The 13957-nt window shown below is 63.5% G+C and carries 13 protein-coding genes; 6 read left to right on the top strand and 7 right to left on the bottom strand.

Features of this window, described 5'->3' with window-relative positions; all coding sequences use genetic code 11:
• From octT to H351_RS14135, 7 genes are read right to left on the bottom strand one after another with little or no spacing between them, the layout of a single operon-like run.
• A complete protein-coding gene (gene octT, locus H351_RS14165) occupies positions 1–783 on the bottom strand; it encodes a diglucosylglycerate octanoyltransferase (RefSeq protein WP_019749052.1) in 783 nt (260 codons plus the stop codon).
• Positions 770–1444 (bottom strand): histidine phosphatase family protein, encoded by a 675-nt coding sequence (locus H351_RS14160; RefSeq protein WP_019749053.1) that lies wholly within the window; start codon positions 1442–1444, stop codon positions 770–772. Before H351_RS14160 ends, octT begins: the two co-directional genes overlap by 14 nt.
• Positions 1441–1887, bottom strand: coding sequence for a ribosome silencing factor (rsfS, locus tag H351_RS14155; protein ID WP_003944502.1), 447 nt, complete (start codon positions 1885–1887; stop codon positions 1441–1443). Before rsfS ends, H351_RS14160 begins: the two co-directional genes overlap by 4 nt.
• 46 nt (positions 1888–1933) lie before the next feature.
• Positions 1934–2650, bottom strand: a complete 717-nt coding sequence (gene nadD / locus H351_RS14150) for a nicotinate-nucleotide adenylyltransferase (protein ID WP_003944462.1) — start codon at positions 2648–2650, stop codon at positions 1934–1936.
• An 18-nt stretch (positions 2651–2668) separates the two neighbouring features.
• Positions 2669–4132 (bottom strand): vWA domain-containing protein, encoded by a 1464-nt coding sequence (locus tag H351_RS14145; RefSeq protein ID WP_020908216.1) that lies wholly within the window; start codon positions 4130–4132, stop codon positions 2669–2671.
• Between the two features lie 8 nt (positions 4133–4140).
• Positions 4141–5052 carry an AAA family ATPase gene (locus H351_RS14140; protein ID WP_019749056.1) on the bottom strand — a complete coding sequence of 304 codons (912 nt, stop codon included), beginning with the start codon at positions 5050–5052 and terminating at the stop codon, positions 4141–4143.
• Positions 5053–5093: 41 nt separating this feature from the next.
• A complete protein-coding gene (locus tag H351_RS14135) occupies positions 5094–6380 on the bottom strand; it encodes a glutamate-5-semialdehyde dehydrogenase (RefSeq protein ID WP_029255662.1) in 1287 nt (428 codons plus the stop codon).
• Between the two features lie 195 nt (positions 6381–6575).
• On the opposite strand from H351_RS14135, the gene H351_RS14130 reads away from it, so the two are divergent.
• From H351_RS14130 to ectA, 6 genes are all read left to right on the top strand, one after another.
• On the top strand, positions 6576–7679 hold the full coding sequence (locus H351_RS14130; protein WP_029255663.1) for an NADH:flavin oxidoreductase/NADH oxidase: 1104 nt from the start codon (positions 6576–6578) through the stop codon (positions 7677–7679).
• Between the two features lie 243 nt (positions 7680–7922).
• Entirely contained in the window at positions 7923–9365 is a 1443-nt protein-coding gene (locus H351_RS14125) for an MFS transporter (protein ID WP_029255664.1), read from the top strand.
• A complete protein-coding gene (locus H351_RS14120; RefSeq protein WP_029255665.1) occupies positions 9362–10228 on the top strand; it encodes a ribokinase in 867 nt (288 codons plus the stop codon). Before H351_RS14125 ends, H351_RS14120 begins: the two co-directional genes overlap by 4 nt.
• Positions 10229–10297: 69 nt before the next feature.
• On the top strand, positions 10298–11119 hold the full coding sequence (locus H351_RS14115) for a MerR family transcriptional regulator (protein WP_029255666.1): 822 nt from the start codon (positions 10298–10300) through the stop codon (positions 11117–11119).
• 39 nt (positions 11120–11158) lie between these two features.
• The gene (locus tag H351_RS14110) at positions 11159–13258 is read left to right on the top strand and encodes a RecQ family ATP-dependent DNA helicase (protein ID WP_029255667.1); all 2100 of its coding nucleotides are present in this window, start codon (positions 11159–11161) and stop codon (positions 13256–13258) included.
• Between the two features lie 160 nt (positions 13259–13418).
• Positions 13419–13934, top strand: coding sequence for a diaminobutyrate acetyltransferase (gene ectA / locus H351_RS14105; protein WP_019749063.1), 516 nt, complete (start codon positions 13419–13421; stop codon positions 13932–13934).
• The last annotated feature ends 23 nt before the right edge of the window (positions 13935–13957 follow it).

The raw sequence follows: 13957 nt of genomic DNA, 5'->3' as shown, positions 1-13957 counted from the left end.
CTAACCGACTTCGCTCGGCGGTGATACCAGTTGCGGCGAAACCACTTTCTTCGACTCCACCCCGCGAATCGCAGCGATCATCGCGCGGGCTACACCGACATGACCGTCCCAACCCCAGTGAATACCGTCGGGGTTGCCGTTCTCGGAAAAGACGTTGTCACGCACTGCATCCGCGAGATCGACTACGGGAACGTCTTTCTCCGTAGCCCACTCGGTGATCGCGGACACCGCGGCAGGTCGTCCGGCGTGCACGCTCGCGTAGGCATCGCTGCGGTGCACCGACGGCAGGGTCGCGATCATCGGCAGTTCCGGCCGCATGTACTCCAACGCATTTCGCGAGCTTTCCAAATACTCGACGCTCAGCTTGGGCGGAAGTGCGACCGGGCGGCCCAGAGGTGCAAGCCGCGGCTGCAGCCACTGATAACCCTCGCGCACCACGCGTCGAAGCGCGGGTGGTCGAACGTAGCGGATGGTCTCGCGGAGCGCGGTAGGCAATGGGGACGGTAGCGAGTCCATACCGCCGACTGCGAACACGACGGCGCCGGCCCGCGGCACCGCCGCCCATACACGAGGATCCTGAGTCAGTGCCCACCACGCGTCGCGGCACGTCCAGCCGATACGGGCGACCAACTCGACGTCCCAGCCGAGTTCGTCGGCCACGATGTTGGGCCAGATGCGTGGATGATCTGCCGCGAGGCCGCCCTTGGGGCCGAAATACGACAGCGAATCCGCGAGCACGAGGAGGACGGGGCGCTGCCCGTCGGCACTTTCAGAGGACGTCATTTGCGACACTCGCAGAAGCATTCCATACGTCGAGTCGCCACTCGATCGACTTGACGTCGCCGTGTCCGCTGAGTTGCACCCAACTGGTGTTTCCCAATCCGCCGAGGACGGCCCAGCGATCGACGGGTAGGTCGAGCAATGCCGCTGTCAGTGCCGCGATCAAGCCTCCGTGCGCCACCAGAACTACGGGCCGCTCGGCCCAGTCCGGGTGCGTGTCGAGCAATTCGTGAACTACGGGGAGGCTACGATTCGCGACGTCGATTCGGCTTTCGCCGCCGGGCGGCGCCAACGTGGCATCCGCTCGCCAGGCAGATCGCACACCGGGAGTGCGCTCGTCGACGTCATGATGAGTCAGGCCTTGCCATTCACCCAGGTGTGTCTCACGCAGACGCGTGTCGGTGAGGACCGGAAGTCCGGCGGCGTCACCGACAGCGACTGCCGTGAAATACGCGCGCCGCAGATCCGAGGACACGATCGTCAACGGTCTGCGATCGGCGATCACCGGACCTGCACTCTTGGCCTGCGTGCGTCCCAACTCCGACAGGTCGGTGTCGAGTTGCCCCTGCATCCGAGAGTCGGCGTTGTATTCGGTCTGTCCGTGACGCAGCAGGATGAGCCGGCGGACAGGGTTCGACGCCGCACTGGGCGCCGACGAAGTCACAGCGAGGGATCCTGCGCGTCCGGCTCGGAAACCGTGTCGGTCTCGAACACCGTGTTGGCATCGGCGGGGCCGGGACGGTTCTGTCCGAGGCCTTCGACCTCGACCGTCGGGCAGTCCTTCCACAGACGATCGAGAGCGTAGAAGTTGCGCTCCTCGTCATGCTGGACGTGGACGACGATGTCGGCGTAGTCGAGCAGTGCCCAGCGGCCCTCGCGGGTGCCTTCACGGCGGACCGGCTTGTGTCCCGCTTCGCGGAGGCGGTCTTCGATGTTCTCGACAATCGAGTTGACCTGACGCTCGTTGGTCGCAGATGCGATCACGAAGCAGTCCGTGATGACCAACTGTTCGGACACATCGAGCACCACCACTTCGGTGGCCAGCTTCTCGTCGGCTGCCAAGGCCGCGATGCGTGCCATGTCGATGGCTTCGGTGTTTGCACTCACTCGATGTTCTCCAGTTTCGTCTTCAGAAAGTACTTGTTGTTCTCGGCTAGCTCGATTCGGCGCCCGGGACGGCTTCCGACTTCCCCGGTGCGGGCTCCGACATCGTTGTAGCTCCGTCGCGGCGCTCCGCGTCGACAGGTCGATACAGGTTCCGCTTCGAGATGTACTGCACCACTCCATCCGGCACCAGGTACCAGACAGGGCGGTCTTCACTTGCCCGACGACGACATTCGGTCGACGAAATGGCAAGTGCCGGAATCTCTATCAACGTGACCGCGTCGGCGGGCATGGTGTCGAGGTGACCGGCCAGGTGCTCTGCATTGAGATCGAAACCCGGTCGCGATACCCCGACGAACTTCGCCAATGCGAACAACTCTTCCCAATCTTGCCAGGAAAGGATGCTGGCCAGCGCATCGGCACCGGTGATGAAGAAGAGTTCGGCGTCGGGATGGTAGGCCCGGAGGTCTCGCAGTGTGTCCACGGTGTACGTCACTTTTTCACGGTCGACGTCGACCCGAGAGACGGAAAACCGCGGGTTGGAGGCGGTGGCGATGACCGTCATGAGGTACCGGTCCTCGGCAGGACTGACGCCCTTCCCCTGCTTCTGCCAGGGCCGCCCGGTGGGGACGAAGATCACTTCGTCGAGTCCGAACCGGTCGGCGACCTCACTGGCCGCAACGAGGTGGCCATGGTGAATGGGGTCGAAGGTGCCACCCATCACTCCGAGGCGTCGAGCACGTTCCACCGATAGTCCCTTCTGCACGAGTGTCGAGCTTACGGGTCAGACCGGCAGCAGACGGGACACGACGTCGGCAAGCTGCTGGGCCGAGCGGCACTCGTGCATGCTGATGACCTCGTTGTACACCTTCGCCGCGGAGTCACCCGTTCCCCATTGCCCCTTCGGCTCAGGGTTGAGCCAGTGTGCGTGCTTGGCAACCGCAACCATCTGCGACAGCGACTGGAGGTTGGGATCGCGGTAGTTGTTGCGACCGTCGCCGAGTACCAGCAGCGACGTGCGACTGGTGATCGACTGCGCGAACTTCTCCTGGAAGACCCCGAAGGCGTGCCCGTAGTCGGAGTGGCCGTCGTAGGTGATCAGTTCGGCTTCACGCACCATCCGTGACATCGCGGACCCGAGGTCTGCGTTCGAGTCGAAGAACCGCGTGACCTCGTCGGTCGTGTCGATGAACGCGAACACCCTCACTCGTGAGAACTGCTCGCGCAACGCGTTGACGAGGAGCAGGGTGAAATGGCTGAACCCCGCTACCGAACCCGACACGTCACACATCACCACAAGTTCCGGCCGCGCTCGCTTCGGCTTGCGCTGCACCAGATCGATCGGCACTCCGCCCGTCGACATGGACTTGCGCAACGTGCGACGCAGGTCGATCGAACCCGAGCGGGAGCGGCTACGACGCACCGCGAGACGGCTGGCCAACAGACGAGCGAGTGGTGCGACGTTCTTCTTCAGTGTGGTGAGTTCGGCGTCGGAGGCCCGCAGGAAGTCGACTTCCTCGGCGAGTTTCGGAACGCCGTACGTGGCGACGCGTTCCTTACCCAAATTCTCGGCGGTGCGTCGACGCGTTTCCTTCTCGACCATCTTGCGGAAGTCCGCGATGCGCTGCGCTGCCGTGCGCTTGGCGACCTCGGACTGATAGTCGGAATTGTCCTTGCCCTCGGACCCCGCGCCTTCCTGGTTGCCGAGTAGACCTTGCAGGATCTTGTTGAGCAACGTCTCCGGGGCGACGTCGCGCAGCGCCTGATAGGCGGAGAACGACGGGCCGTTACTCGACTGGTACTGCCCGAGTTCCTCGACCATCGCGGCGGTCAGGAGTTCGGTCATCTCCATCGCCTCGTCGCTGCCGTCTGTCAGCAGTTCGGCGATCAGCTCACGCAATGCCTGTAGGTCGATCGAGCCGTCTGGCTTGCGCGGCAGTGTGACGTCGACGTCGCCTACCGCACGGTCACCGATCGCCTTGGGGAACCACAGGTCGAAGACGGCGTCGAACGTCGCCCGGTGGGTAGGTCGGCGCAGGAGCGAGCATGCCAGCCCTTCACGAAGCGCTTCACGATCGAGCAGGTCGAGAACCGACATGACCTGACCGGCGTCGACGGTCTCGGACGGGCCGACCATGATTCCGCGTCGTCGCAGAGCCTCGACAAAATCGACGAGGTGACCGGGAATCCCGTGCGGCGCTGCCAGGCCGCCGGGCGAGAGCGGCGACGTCGATCCTGCGGGAGCCATGTCAGACCTCAGTTCAGCCGAAGTTCAGCGGCGGCGCGCACCTGGTCCGACTGGTGCTTGAGGATCACGCCGAGCGTGGCGCGTACGGCGTCGTCGTCGAGCGTGTCCATGCCCAGAGCGAGAAGGGTGCGTCCCCAGTCGATGGTTTCGGACACCGACGGAACCTTCTTGAGCTGCATTCCGCGAAGAACACGAATGGTGTTGACCAGCTGCTCGGCAATCGCTTCAGGAAGCTCCGGCACCCGGCTTGCGAGGATGCGACGCTCGAGGTCGGCGTCCGGGAAATCGAGATGCAGGAAGAGGCAACGACGCTTCAGAGCCTCCGAGAGTTCGCGCGTGGCGTTGGACGTCAGCACCGTGAACGGCTTGCGGGTGGCGGTGATCGTTCCGAGCTCGGGGATCGTGACCGCGAAGTCGCTGAGCACTTCGAGGAGCAGACCTTCAATCTCGACGTCTGCCTTGTCCGTCTCGTCGATCAACAGCACCGTCGGGTCCTCGCGGCGAATGGCCTTGAGCAGTGGACGTGCGAGCAGGAACTCCTCCGAGAAGACATCCGCCTTCGTCGAGTCCCAGCTGTGGTCGACCGCGACATCACCCCTCGCTCCGCTCGCCCCGCCCGACTGAATCCGAAGAATCTGCTTCGCGTGATTCCACTCGTACAGCGCACGAGCCTCGTCGACGCCCTCGTAGCACTGCAGACGCACCAGTTCTGCGCCCGTGGTCTGGGCGACTGCGCGGGCGAGTTCCGTCTTTCCGACACCGGCCGGTCCCTCGATGAGCAGGGGCTTGCCCAGTCGGTCGGCAAGGAACACTGCCGTTGCAGTGCCCTTGTCGGACAGGTAACCCGTCTCGGCCAAACGCTCGATCACGTCGTCGACGCTCGAGAAGAACGGTGTTGTATCGGGAAGAGCTCGGTCCACGGTTAACTCCTAAAAAGGGTGGGGCAAGTCTGGTGAACTTTTCAGGCGGGTCGGGTGTGCCCGTCGCCCCAGACGATCCACTTGGTGGACGTCAGTTCCGGTAGCCCCATGGGGCCACGCGCGTGCAGTTTCTGGGTGGAGATGCCGATCTCGGCGCCGAATCCGAACTGCTCACCGTCGGTGAAGGCAGTCGACGCATTGACCATCACTGCCGCGGCGTCGACGCGAGCGGTGAACTCACGGGCAGCCGAGAGATCGGAAGTCACGATGGCTTCGGTGTGGCCGGTCCCGTACTGGTCGATGTGCTCGACCGCAGCGTCCAGGTTCTCGACGACCTTGAGCGCGACGTCGAGCGTGAGGTACTCCTTCGACCAGTCGTCCTCGGTGGCCGGGACGAGTCCAGGCAGATCGCCGTGCACGACGACGTCGTGCATCTGAAGCGCTTGAAGCAACTTCGGCACGGCCGTCTCGGCGATGGCGGCGTCGACCAACACAGTCTCCGCGGTGTTGCACACGCTGGGCCGACGGGTCTTGGAGTTGAGAAGAATCTTCTCGGCCATGAGCAGATCGGCGGCCGAGTGAACGTAGACGTGGCAGTTACCGACACCGGTCTCGATGGTGGGAACGGTGGCATCGCGAACTACGGCGCTGATCAGGCCGGCGCCGCCTCGTGGGATGACGACGTCGACGAGGCCACGGGCCTGAATCAAATGAGTGACCGTGGAGCGATCCGCACTTGGCAGAAGTTGAACGGAGTCCTCGGGCAGTCCCTGAGCAACCAGCGACGCACGCAGGGCCGCTACCAACGCTTCGTTGGACTTGACTGCCGAGGACGAACCACGAAGCAGCGCAGCATTTCCCGATTTGAGGGTGAGCCCGAAGGCATCGACGGTCACGTTGGGACGAGCCTCGTACACCATGCCGACGACACCGAGCGGAACGCGCTGCTGCCGTAGTTCCAAACCGTTCGGCAGAGTGGAGCCGCGAAGAACTTCGCCGATCGGATCAGGTAGTCCGGCAACCTGGCGCAGACCTGACGCGATGCCCTCGATCCGGTCAGCGGTCAGACGAAGACGGTCGAGCAGCGATTCCTCGGTGCCGCCCGCCTTCGCGGTGTCGATATCGAGAGTGTTGGCCGCGAGAATCCGATCGCTTGCCGCGAGTACCGCGTCGGCTGCGGCGTGGAGCGCAGCATCCTTCTGCGCCGTGGTCAGCAAAGCCAGGACACGCGAAGCCTTACGGGCTCGGCGTGCGGCGTCGTGCACGACGGACTTGGTGTCGGACGCGTTCGAGTCGACGGTTTCTGCGTTGGAAGTCACAGCGGTCATGAATACACATTAACCACCCACCTCCGCGGCCTGCTCGGCGGAACGAGGCTGTGACCACCCGGGACCATTCCGGCGGACCGCCTGCGAACATTTCGGCGGACCGCCTGCGAACATTTCGGCGGACCGCTGGGGAACAATTCCGATGCGCGGCGCTGTTGCACCCACCGACCTTCTTCTTCGAGTCAGGAGCCATCCGTGAGTGTGTTGTTCGAGCCTTTGACCCTGCGTGGCGTCACCATCCCGAACCGCGTCTGGATGGCACCGATGTGCCAGTACTCGGCCGACGTCATCGGCGACCAGGTCGGAGTGCCCAACGAGTGGCATCGCACGCATCTGGTGAGCCGTGCAATCGGCGGCACCGGCCTGATTCTCACCGAGGCGACGGCCGTCAGTCCCGAAGGCCGGATATCGGCAGCTGATCTGGGGATCTGGAACGACACGCAGGCGCAAGCCTTCGCCGAGATCAATGCGCAACTCGCGTACTTCGGCGCAGTGCCCGGAATCCAGTTGGCGCACGCCGGACGAAAAGCGTCGACGCAGGTTCCGTGGCGCGGCGGCAAGAGCCTGCCCGCCGACGACCGACTCTCGTGGCAGACGGTTGCCCCGAGCGCGGTTCCGTTCGGTCACCTTGCCGATCCGGTCGAGCTCACCACGGAGGGCATCGAGAAGGTCGTCGCGGACTTCGCAGCGGCGGCTACCCGCGCATTGAAGGCCGAATTCAAGGTCGTGGAAATTCACGCGGCCCACGGATACCTGATCCATCAGTTCCTCTCCCCCGAGAGCAACAAGCGAACGGACCGCTACGGAGGCAGCTTCGAGAACCGCATTCGATTGCTCCTCGAAATCCTGACAGCAGTCCGCGAGGTGTGGCCGGCCGAGCTACCGCTCTTCGTCCGGGTCTCGGCGACCGATTGGCTGACGGAAGAGCGTGGGCTCAAGGTCGACAGCTGGACCGCGGATCAGACCGTTGCCCTGGCCAACATCCTCTCCGATTACGGGGTCGATCTCGTCGACGTCTCCACCGGCGGCAATTCACCGGCGGCACAGATTCCGGTGGAACCGGGATACCAGGTTCCGTTCGCCCGTCGCCTGCAGAACGAGAGCCTGTTACCGGCCGCCGCCGTCGGCCTCATCACCGAACCCGAACAGGCCGAGAAGATCGTCGAGGACGGAAGCGCAGTGGCGGTGCTCCTCGGCCGCGAACTGTTGCGTGATCCGTACTGGGCGCGCCGGGCGGCACGGGAACTGAACGCCGAGGTCGGACCACATATCCCGTCGCAGTACGCCCGCGCCTTCTAGCCCGAAAATCGGCTCCCGCGCCCAACTTTGATAGCGTAAGCGTCTTACTTGCCGGTAGTCCGGAGCCCTGTGGGCTCCGGACACTGCCGCGGGCCAGAGCCGTGCGACGGGGGTCGCAACGAGCCACAGGGCACGCGGACGCTCGATTTCCCGACCGGCTCATCGGCGAGTGGGCAACGAAAAGATGCGTGCATCAGGTACGTGCCCCGCTCGGTTCGATGATTGCGCTGGGGAGCGCATGTCATGACTACACCAGAGAACTCGATCAGCGCTCTCGAAGTGGCCGAATCACCCGATGTCTGCGTCACCGACAATGCGTCCGTCAAGCGCGCTGTCAAGGCAACGATGCTCGGAAATGCCATGGAGTGGTTCGATTTCGGCGTTTACGCATATCTAGCTACCACTATCGGAAAAGTGTTCTTCCCGGACGCGAGCGGCAGTGCTCAACTCCTCTCGACGTTTGCAATTTTTGCGGCTGCCTTCATCGTCCGCCCTCTCGGCGGATTGTTCTTCGGTCCACTCGGTGACCGCATCGGACGCAAGAAGGTCCTGGCCACCACCATCATTCTGATGGCCGGCAGTACCTTCGCCATCGGCCTCATCCCGAGCTACGAATCCATCGGTATCGCCGCCCCGATCCTGCTGGTACTCCTACGCCTGTTGCAGGGCTTTTCCACGGGCGGCGAATACGGCGGGGCCAGTACGTTCGTTGCCGAATACGCGCCGGACAAGCGGCGCGGTTTCTTCGCCAGCTTCCTCGAATTCGGGACTCTGGCAGGATATGTGGCGGCAGCGGGCATCGTGACGATCATCCAGACCGTCGTCAGCGCCGAGGACCTCCTCCAGTGGGGCTGGCGCATCCCCTTCCTCATTGCCGGACCGCTGGGTCTCATCGGCCTGTACCTCCGTCTGCGTTTGGAGGAAACTCCCGCATTCCAGATGATGGAGCAGGCCGAAGAGCGCTCCCTCGCAGATGAATCCACAGGCAAGAAACTACGCGAAACTCTCGTCGACAACTGGCGTCCGCTTGTTCTGTGCATCGTCCTGGTGGCCACGTACAACATCGCTCACTACGGCCTGCTCAGCTACATGCCGACGTATCTGACCAACACGTTGGGTTACGACGAATCCCACGGACTCGTTCTGATGATCATCGTCATGATCGTGATGATGATGGGAATCAGCTACGTCGGAAAGTTCTCGGACCGCGTCGGGCGTAAACCCTTGCTGCTCAGCGGTTTCATCGGATTCTTCGTCCTGTCCCTGCCTGCCTACCTTCTGATCGGCATCGGCAACTACGTGACGGTCTTCCTGGGACTCGCAATTCTCGGCGGCTTGCTCCTGCTGTTCGTCGGGGTGTTCCCGTCCGTGCTTCCCGCGCTCTTTCCGACCGGAATCAGGTACGGCGGCTTGGCAATCGGATACAACCTCGCGGTGTCGATCTTCGGTGGAACCACTCCCCTGGTGCTGACAGCTCTCGAAAGTGCAACGGGCAGCAATCTGGTCGCACCGATGTACATGATGATCGCCGCGGTGATCGGTGGTATCGCAGTCCTGATGATCCCCGAGACCGCACGGAAGCCACTGGACGGCTCTCCGCCCTCCGTCGCCACCGACGAGGAAGCACGTCGGATCATCCGCAAGGTTCGTCGAAAGAGAATGAAGGCCGATAACCTCGAGGTATGAGCACGCCTCGAATCGTCGTCGTCGGCAGTATCAACATTGATCTGACCACGTCGGTGGCCAGATTCCCCGCTCCGGGAGAAACGCTGCTCGGCACTGCCTTTGCCACCGCGGCGGGAGGCAAGGGCAGTAACCAGGCCATCGCCGCCGCGAAGGCCGGTGGGGACGTGTCGTTCGTCGGCGCGGTCGGCGACGACGGTTTCGGTACCCAATTGCGCGAGACCCTGCAAGACGCCGGGGTCGACACCGCGTTGCTTCGTAGTGTCGACGGCCCGAGTGGCGTTGCCGCCATCACCGTGAGCGAGGACGCGGAGAACAACATCATCGTAGTCCCGGGCGCCAATTCCTCGGTCACCTCGTTGTCAGAAGCAGACCTCGACGCGATCGCACACGCCGACGTTCTATTGTGCCAACTCGAAATCCCGGTCGAGACAGTCACAGCAGCAGCCGGGCACGCACATGCTAACGGGACGACGGTCATCCTCAATCCGTCTCCTGTGCAAGAACTTCCGGATCCACTGATCGATGCAGTCGACATCTTGATCGTCAACCAGACCGAGTCGGAGCAGTTGGCCGCGGTCACCGGTCGCGTCCGATACCTCGTCACGACGCTCGGGGCCGGCGGCGCGGATCTCCGGTCGGGCGAGGAGACAATCCACGCCGACTCCCCGGCCGTGACACCCGTGGATACAACTGGCGCAGGCGATGCTTTCACCGGCGCCTTCGCCGTGGAGTGGGTACAGGGCCAGGACCGCGCCCTGCAGTTCGCTGCCACGGCGGGAAGTCTGGCGACGACGGTCCGCGGCGCGTCGGTGTCGTCACCCACTCGCGCTGCGATCGAGAAAGTGCTGAAGCGTCAGGCTTGACTCTGACACCGTGTGAGGTCGTAAACCTGTAGGTGTCGGGTTCGTGAGGGAGAAACGGGGCAAGTAGCCATGTTGAGCATCGGAGACTTCGCGAGAGCAGGTCGCGTGTCCGTGCGCATGCTCCGCCACTACGACGCCATCGGCCTGCTCGCGCCCGCGAGGGTCGACGCATCCACCGGGTACCGCTCGTACACCGCGGGCCAGTTGGCGCTGCTCAACCGCATCGTCGCACTCAAGGAGTTGGGCCTGACCCTGGCCCAGGTCCAGCAGGTGGTGGAGTCGGCAGTCACCGTCGACGAAATCCGCGGGATGCTCACGCTTCGCCGAGCAGAACTCGAGACCCGAATCCAGGAAGACACCGCGCGACTGGCGCATGTACAGGCGCGCCTACGCATCATCGAAAGTGAGGGACAGATGTCCGCATACGAGGTTGTGATCAAGTCCGTTCCGGCGCTGCGGGTCGCGGAGTTGACCGGTACCGCCAAGACGATGGATCCGTCGTCGATCGGTCCGGTGGTTCGCGGGCTGTACGAGCGCCTGTGCACCGGTTTGGATCGTGCCGGTATCGCCACGATCGGACCTGCGCTCGCGTACTACGAGGATGCCGGTGACGACGAGAACGTCGTCGTGCATGCCGCGCTACCGGTCGATGCGGATCCCGAGGGCGACTACGAGTTCGCGGTCGTCGAATTGCAGGCCGAAGCTCAGGTGGCCTCGCTGCTGCACAAGGGGTCGATGGACAACTGCCTGCCCGCCTATCAAGCCTTGGCTCAGTGGATCGACGCAGCGGGATACCGCAATGCCGGCCCCAGCCGGGAGGTCACGCTGGCGTGCCCGGAGGACGTCGACGGCTGGGTCACCGAGCTGCAGGAACCTGTTGCCAAGGCCTGAAGCCCGCACGTGTCGGCAGGGTCGTGCACCATGGGGTCCATGACCACCGCCACTGCCCCAGCCATGCGCGACGAAGCCGAGCGACTGCTCCGTGAACTCGCGGGGCCGGATGCCCGCCTACGCGAGGACCAGTGGACGGCCATCGAGGCGCTGGTGGTGCAACGCAAGCGTGCCCTCGTCGTCCAGCGGACCGGCTGGGGCAAGTCTGCGGTCTACTTCATCTCGGCGAAGCTGCTCCGGGCAACAGGTCATGGCCCCACGGTCATCGTCTCGCCCTTGTTGGCCCTGATGAGAAACCAGGTCAGTTCTGCCGAGCGTGCCGGGGTGCGAGCCGCGACCATCAACTCGGGCAATGTCACGGAGTGGGACGACATCCACGCCCGCGTTGCAGCCAACGATCTCGACGTACTGCTGGTCAGCCCCGAGCGCCTCAACAACCCCGACTTCCGCGATCAGGTTCTCCCGTCCCTGGCAGCTGATGCCGGCTTGGTAGTGGTCGACGAGGCTCACTGCGTTTCCGACTGGGGACACGACTTCCGTCCCGACTATCGGCGTATCAGGACTTTGATCGCCGAACTCGGAGAGGGCATTCCCGTCCTCGCGACCACGGCTACGGCCAACAACCGCGTCGTCGAGGACGTGTCCGCCCAACTCGGCGTCGGCGGCGAGGAAACTCTCGTACTTCGTGGCGGGCTCGAACGCGAGTCACTTCACCTTTCCGTGGTTCACATTCCCGAGGCGACGGCGCGCGCTGCCTGGCTCGCCGACATGCTCGAGACGCTGCCGGGATCGGGCATCATCTACACGCTGACGGTTTCGGCCGCTCGCGACCTCGCAAGCCTGCTCTCCGAGCGCGGTCATACCGTCGCCGCCTACACGGGCCAGACCGATCCCACCGAACGTGAATCCCTCGAGCAGGACCTGTTGGGCAATCGCGTCAAGGCTCTGGTGGCCACCTCGGCCCTCGGGATGGGCTTCGACAAGCCTGATCTCGGGTTCGTCGTCCACCTCGGCGCACCGTCGTCACCTATCTCGTACTACCAGCAGGTGGGCCGCGCCGGACGTTCCACCGACAGGGCAGACGTGATCCTGCTGCCGGGCGCCGAGGACAAGCAGATCTGGAGCTACTTCGCCTCGGTCGCCTTCCCCCGCGAGCATCTGGTCCGCAGCGTCATCGAGCACCTCGACACCGAAAAGGCCACGTCGACACCGGCACTCGAACCGCTGGTGGAGCTCAATCGCACCCGTCTCGAAATGGTCCTCAAAGTTCTCGACGTCGACGGCGCGGTCAAACGAGTCAAGGGCGGTTGGATCAGCACCGGAGAACCTTGGGTGTACGACGCCGAGCGCTACGGTCGACTCGACGACGCTCGCCAGGCCGAGCAGGCTGCAATGGTCGAGTACCAGAGCATCACCACGTGCCGAATGACCTTCCTGCGTGAACAACTCGACGATCCTGGTCTGACATCGGAGAACTCACAGTGTGGACGCTGTGACAACTGCACCGGCAATCGCTACGACACCACTGTCGACACCACCGCCCTCGACGAGACTCGGGCGCGCTTGCAGCGCCCCGGATTCGACCTGGAGCCGCGCAAGATGTGGCCGACCGGCCTGAGCAAGCTGGGCGTCAAGCTGTCCGGGAAGATCACCGAGGGACCGGAAACCGGGCGCATTCTCGGACGGATGTCGGACCTGGGCTGGGGCCAACGTCTCCGCGCGCTTTTCTACGGACCCGACGCCGAGGTACCCGATGCGGTGGTCAGCGCGTGTATCAGCGTTCTGGCCGCCTGGAATTGGGCCGAGCGCCCCACCGGTGTCATGGCCCTCGAATCCACGACGCATCCATTGCTGGTGTCGAGCCTGGCTGCCAAGCTGGCCGAGGTCGGGCGATTGACCGACCTGGGCACCCTTCGCTTGCGACCCGACCACCCTCCGGTGTCGGCAGCGAACTCCGCCTATCGCGTGTCCGGACTGGTCGATGTTTGGGAAGTTCCGGACATGAGTATCCATCAGGGACCGATACTTCTTGTCGACGCAATCGCTGACACCGGTTGGACTTTCACGATGGCCGCACGCGCACTTCGGCAGGCAGGTGCGCATTCGGTCCTCCCATTGGCGCTCGCGAGCCCCAAATAGAGAGTTTTGGCCCGAAATAGTCGCTCGGACAACACCAAAAGTTACATAATGTGAGCACGATCACATTCATGTCCTCACCTGGGGCGCAACGGGTTCCGCACGGCCCGAAACGGACATCTGCATGACTTCGACAGCAATGATTGTTACGTTCAGATGACCGATGAAGCCTGTTGATACGAGAGCTATCCCGACCACCGCGCCGGACGCGGTGTTGTTCAGAAGCCCACAGATCGATGACGGAGTCCGGCTCTGGGAGATCGCACGTGATTCGAAGGTGCTCGACCTCAATTCGAGTTATGCATACCTGTTGTGGTGCAGGGATTTCAGCGCGACGTCCATCGTCGCAGAGGTAGACGGCCGCGTAGTCGGATTCGTTTCCGGTTATACCCGTCCCAGCGCGCAGGAAACCCTGTTCGTGTGGCAAGTCGCGGTCGACGAGGACCAGCGCGGCAAGGCAATTGCTGCTCGCATGCTGTCCGACTTGATGGATCGCACTGCCCCACTGGGTGTTACACATCTGGAGACGACGATCAGCCCCGACAACGAGGCTTCGATCGCACTCTTCACTGCGCTCGCACGTCGACGCGAAGTACCGATAACCAGGCAGAACTTGTTCTCGCCCAAAGATTTTCCCGATGGACACGAAGCCGAAGATCTTTACACGATCGGCGCCTAGCGCACTTCGCGCTCGGCATACAG

Source organism: Rhodococcus erythropolis R138 (assembly GCF_000696675.2).
In the GTDB taxonomy this organism is placed as follows: Bacteria; Actinomycetota; Actinomycetes; order Mycobacteriales; family Mycobacteriaceae; genus Rhodococcus_F; species Rhodococcus_F erythropolis.
Note: the sequence above shows the minus strand (reverse complement) of the source record. Positions and strands in the feature narration are given on the sequence as shown.

Bases quoted from the DNA above. Each gene is read 5' to 3' on its own strand.
- ectA (WP_019749063.1), top strand. From the start codon at position 13,419: ATGAAGCCTGTTGATACGAGAGCTATCCCGACCACCGCGCCGGACGCG.
- H351_RS14110 (WP_029255667.1), top strand. From the start codon at position 11,159: ATGACCACCGCCACTGCCCCAGCCATGCGCGACGAAGCCGAGCGACTG.
- H351_RS14120 (WP_029255665.1), top strand. From the start codon at position 9,362: ATGAGCACGCCTCGAATCGTCGTCGTCGGCAGTATCAACATTGATCTG.
- H351_RS14115 (WP_029255666.1), top strand. From the start codon at position 10,298: ATGTTGAGCATCGGAGACTTCGCGAGAGCAGGTCGCGTGTCCGTGCGC.
- H351_RS14135 (WP_029255662.1), bottom strand. From the start codon at position 6,380: ATGACCGCTGTGACTTCCAACGCAGAAACCGTCGACTCGAACGCGTCC.
- H351_RS14145 (WP_020908216.1), bottom strand. From the start codon at position 4,132: ATGGCTCCCGCAGGATCGACGTCGCCGCTCTCGCCCGGCGGCCTGGCA.
- octT (WP_019749052.1), bottom strand. From the start codon at position 783: ATGACGTCCTCTGAAAGTGCCGACGGGCAGCGCCCCGTCCTCCTCGTG.
- H351_RS14125 (WP_029255664.1), top strand. From the start codon at position 7,923: ATGACTACACCAGAGAACTCGATCAGCGCTCTCGAAGTGGCCGAATCA.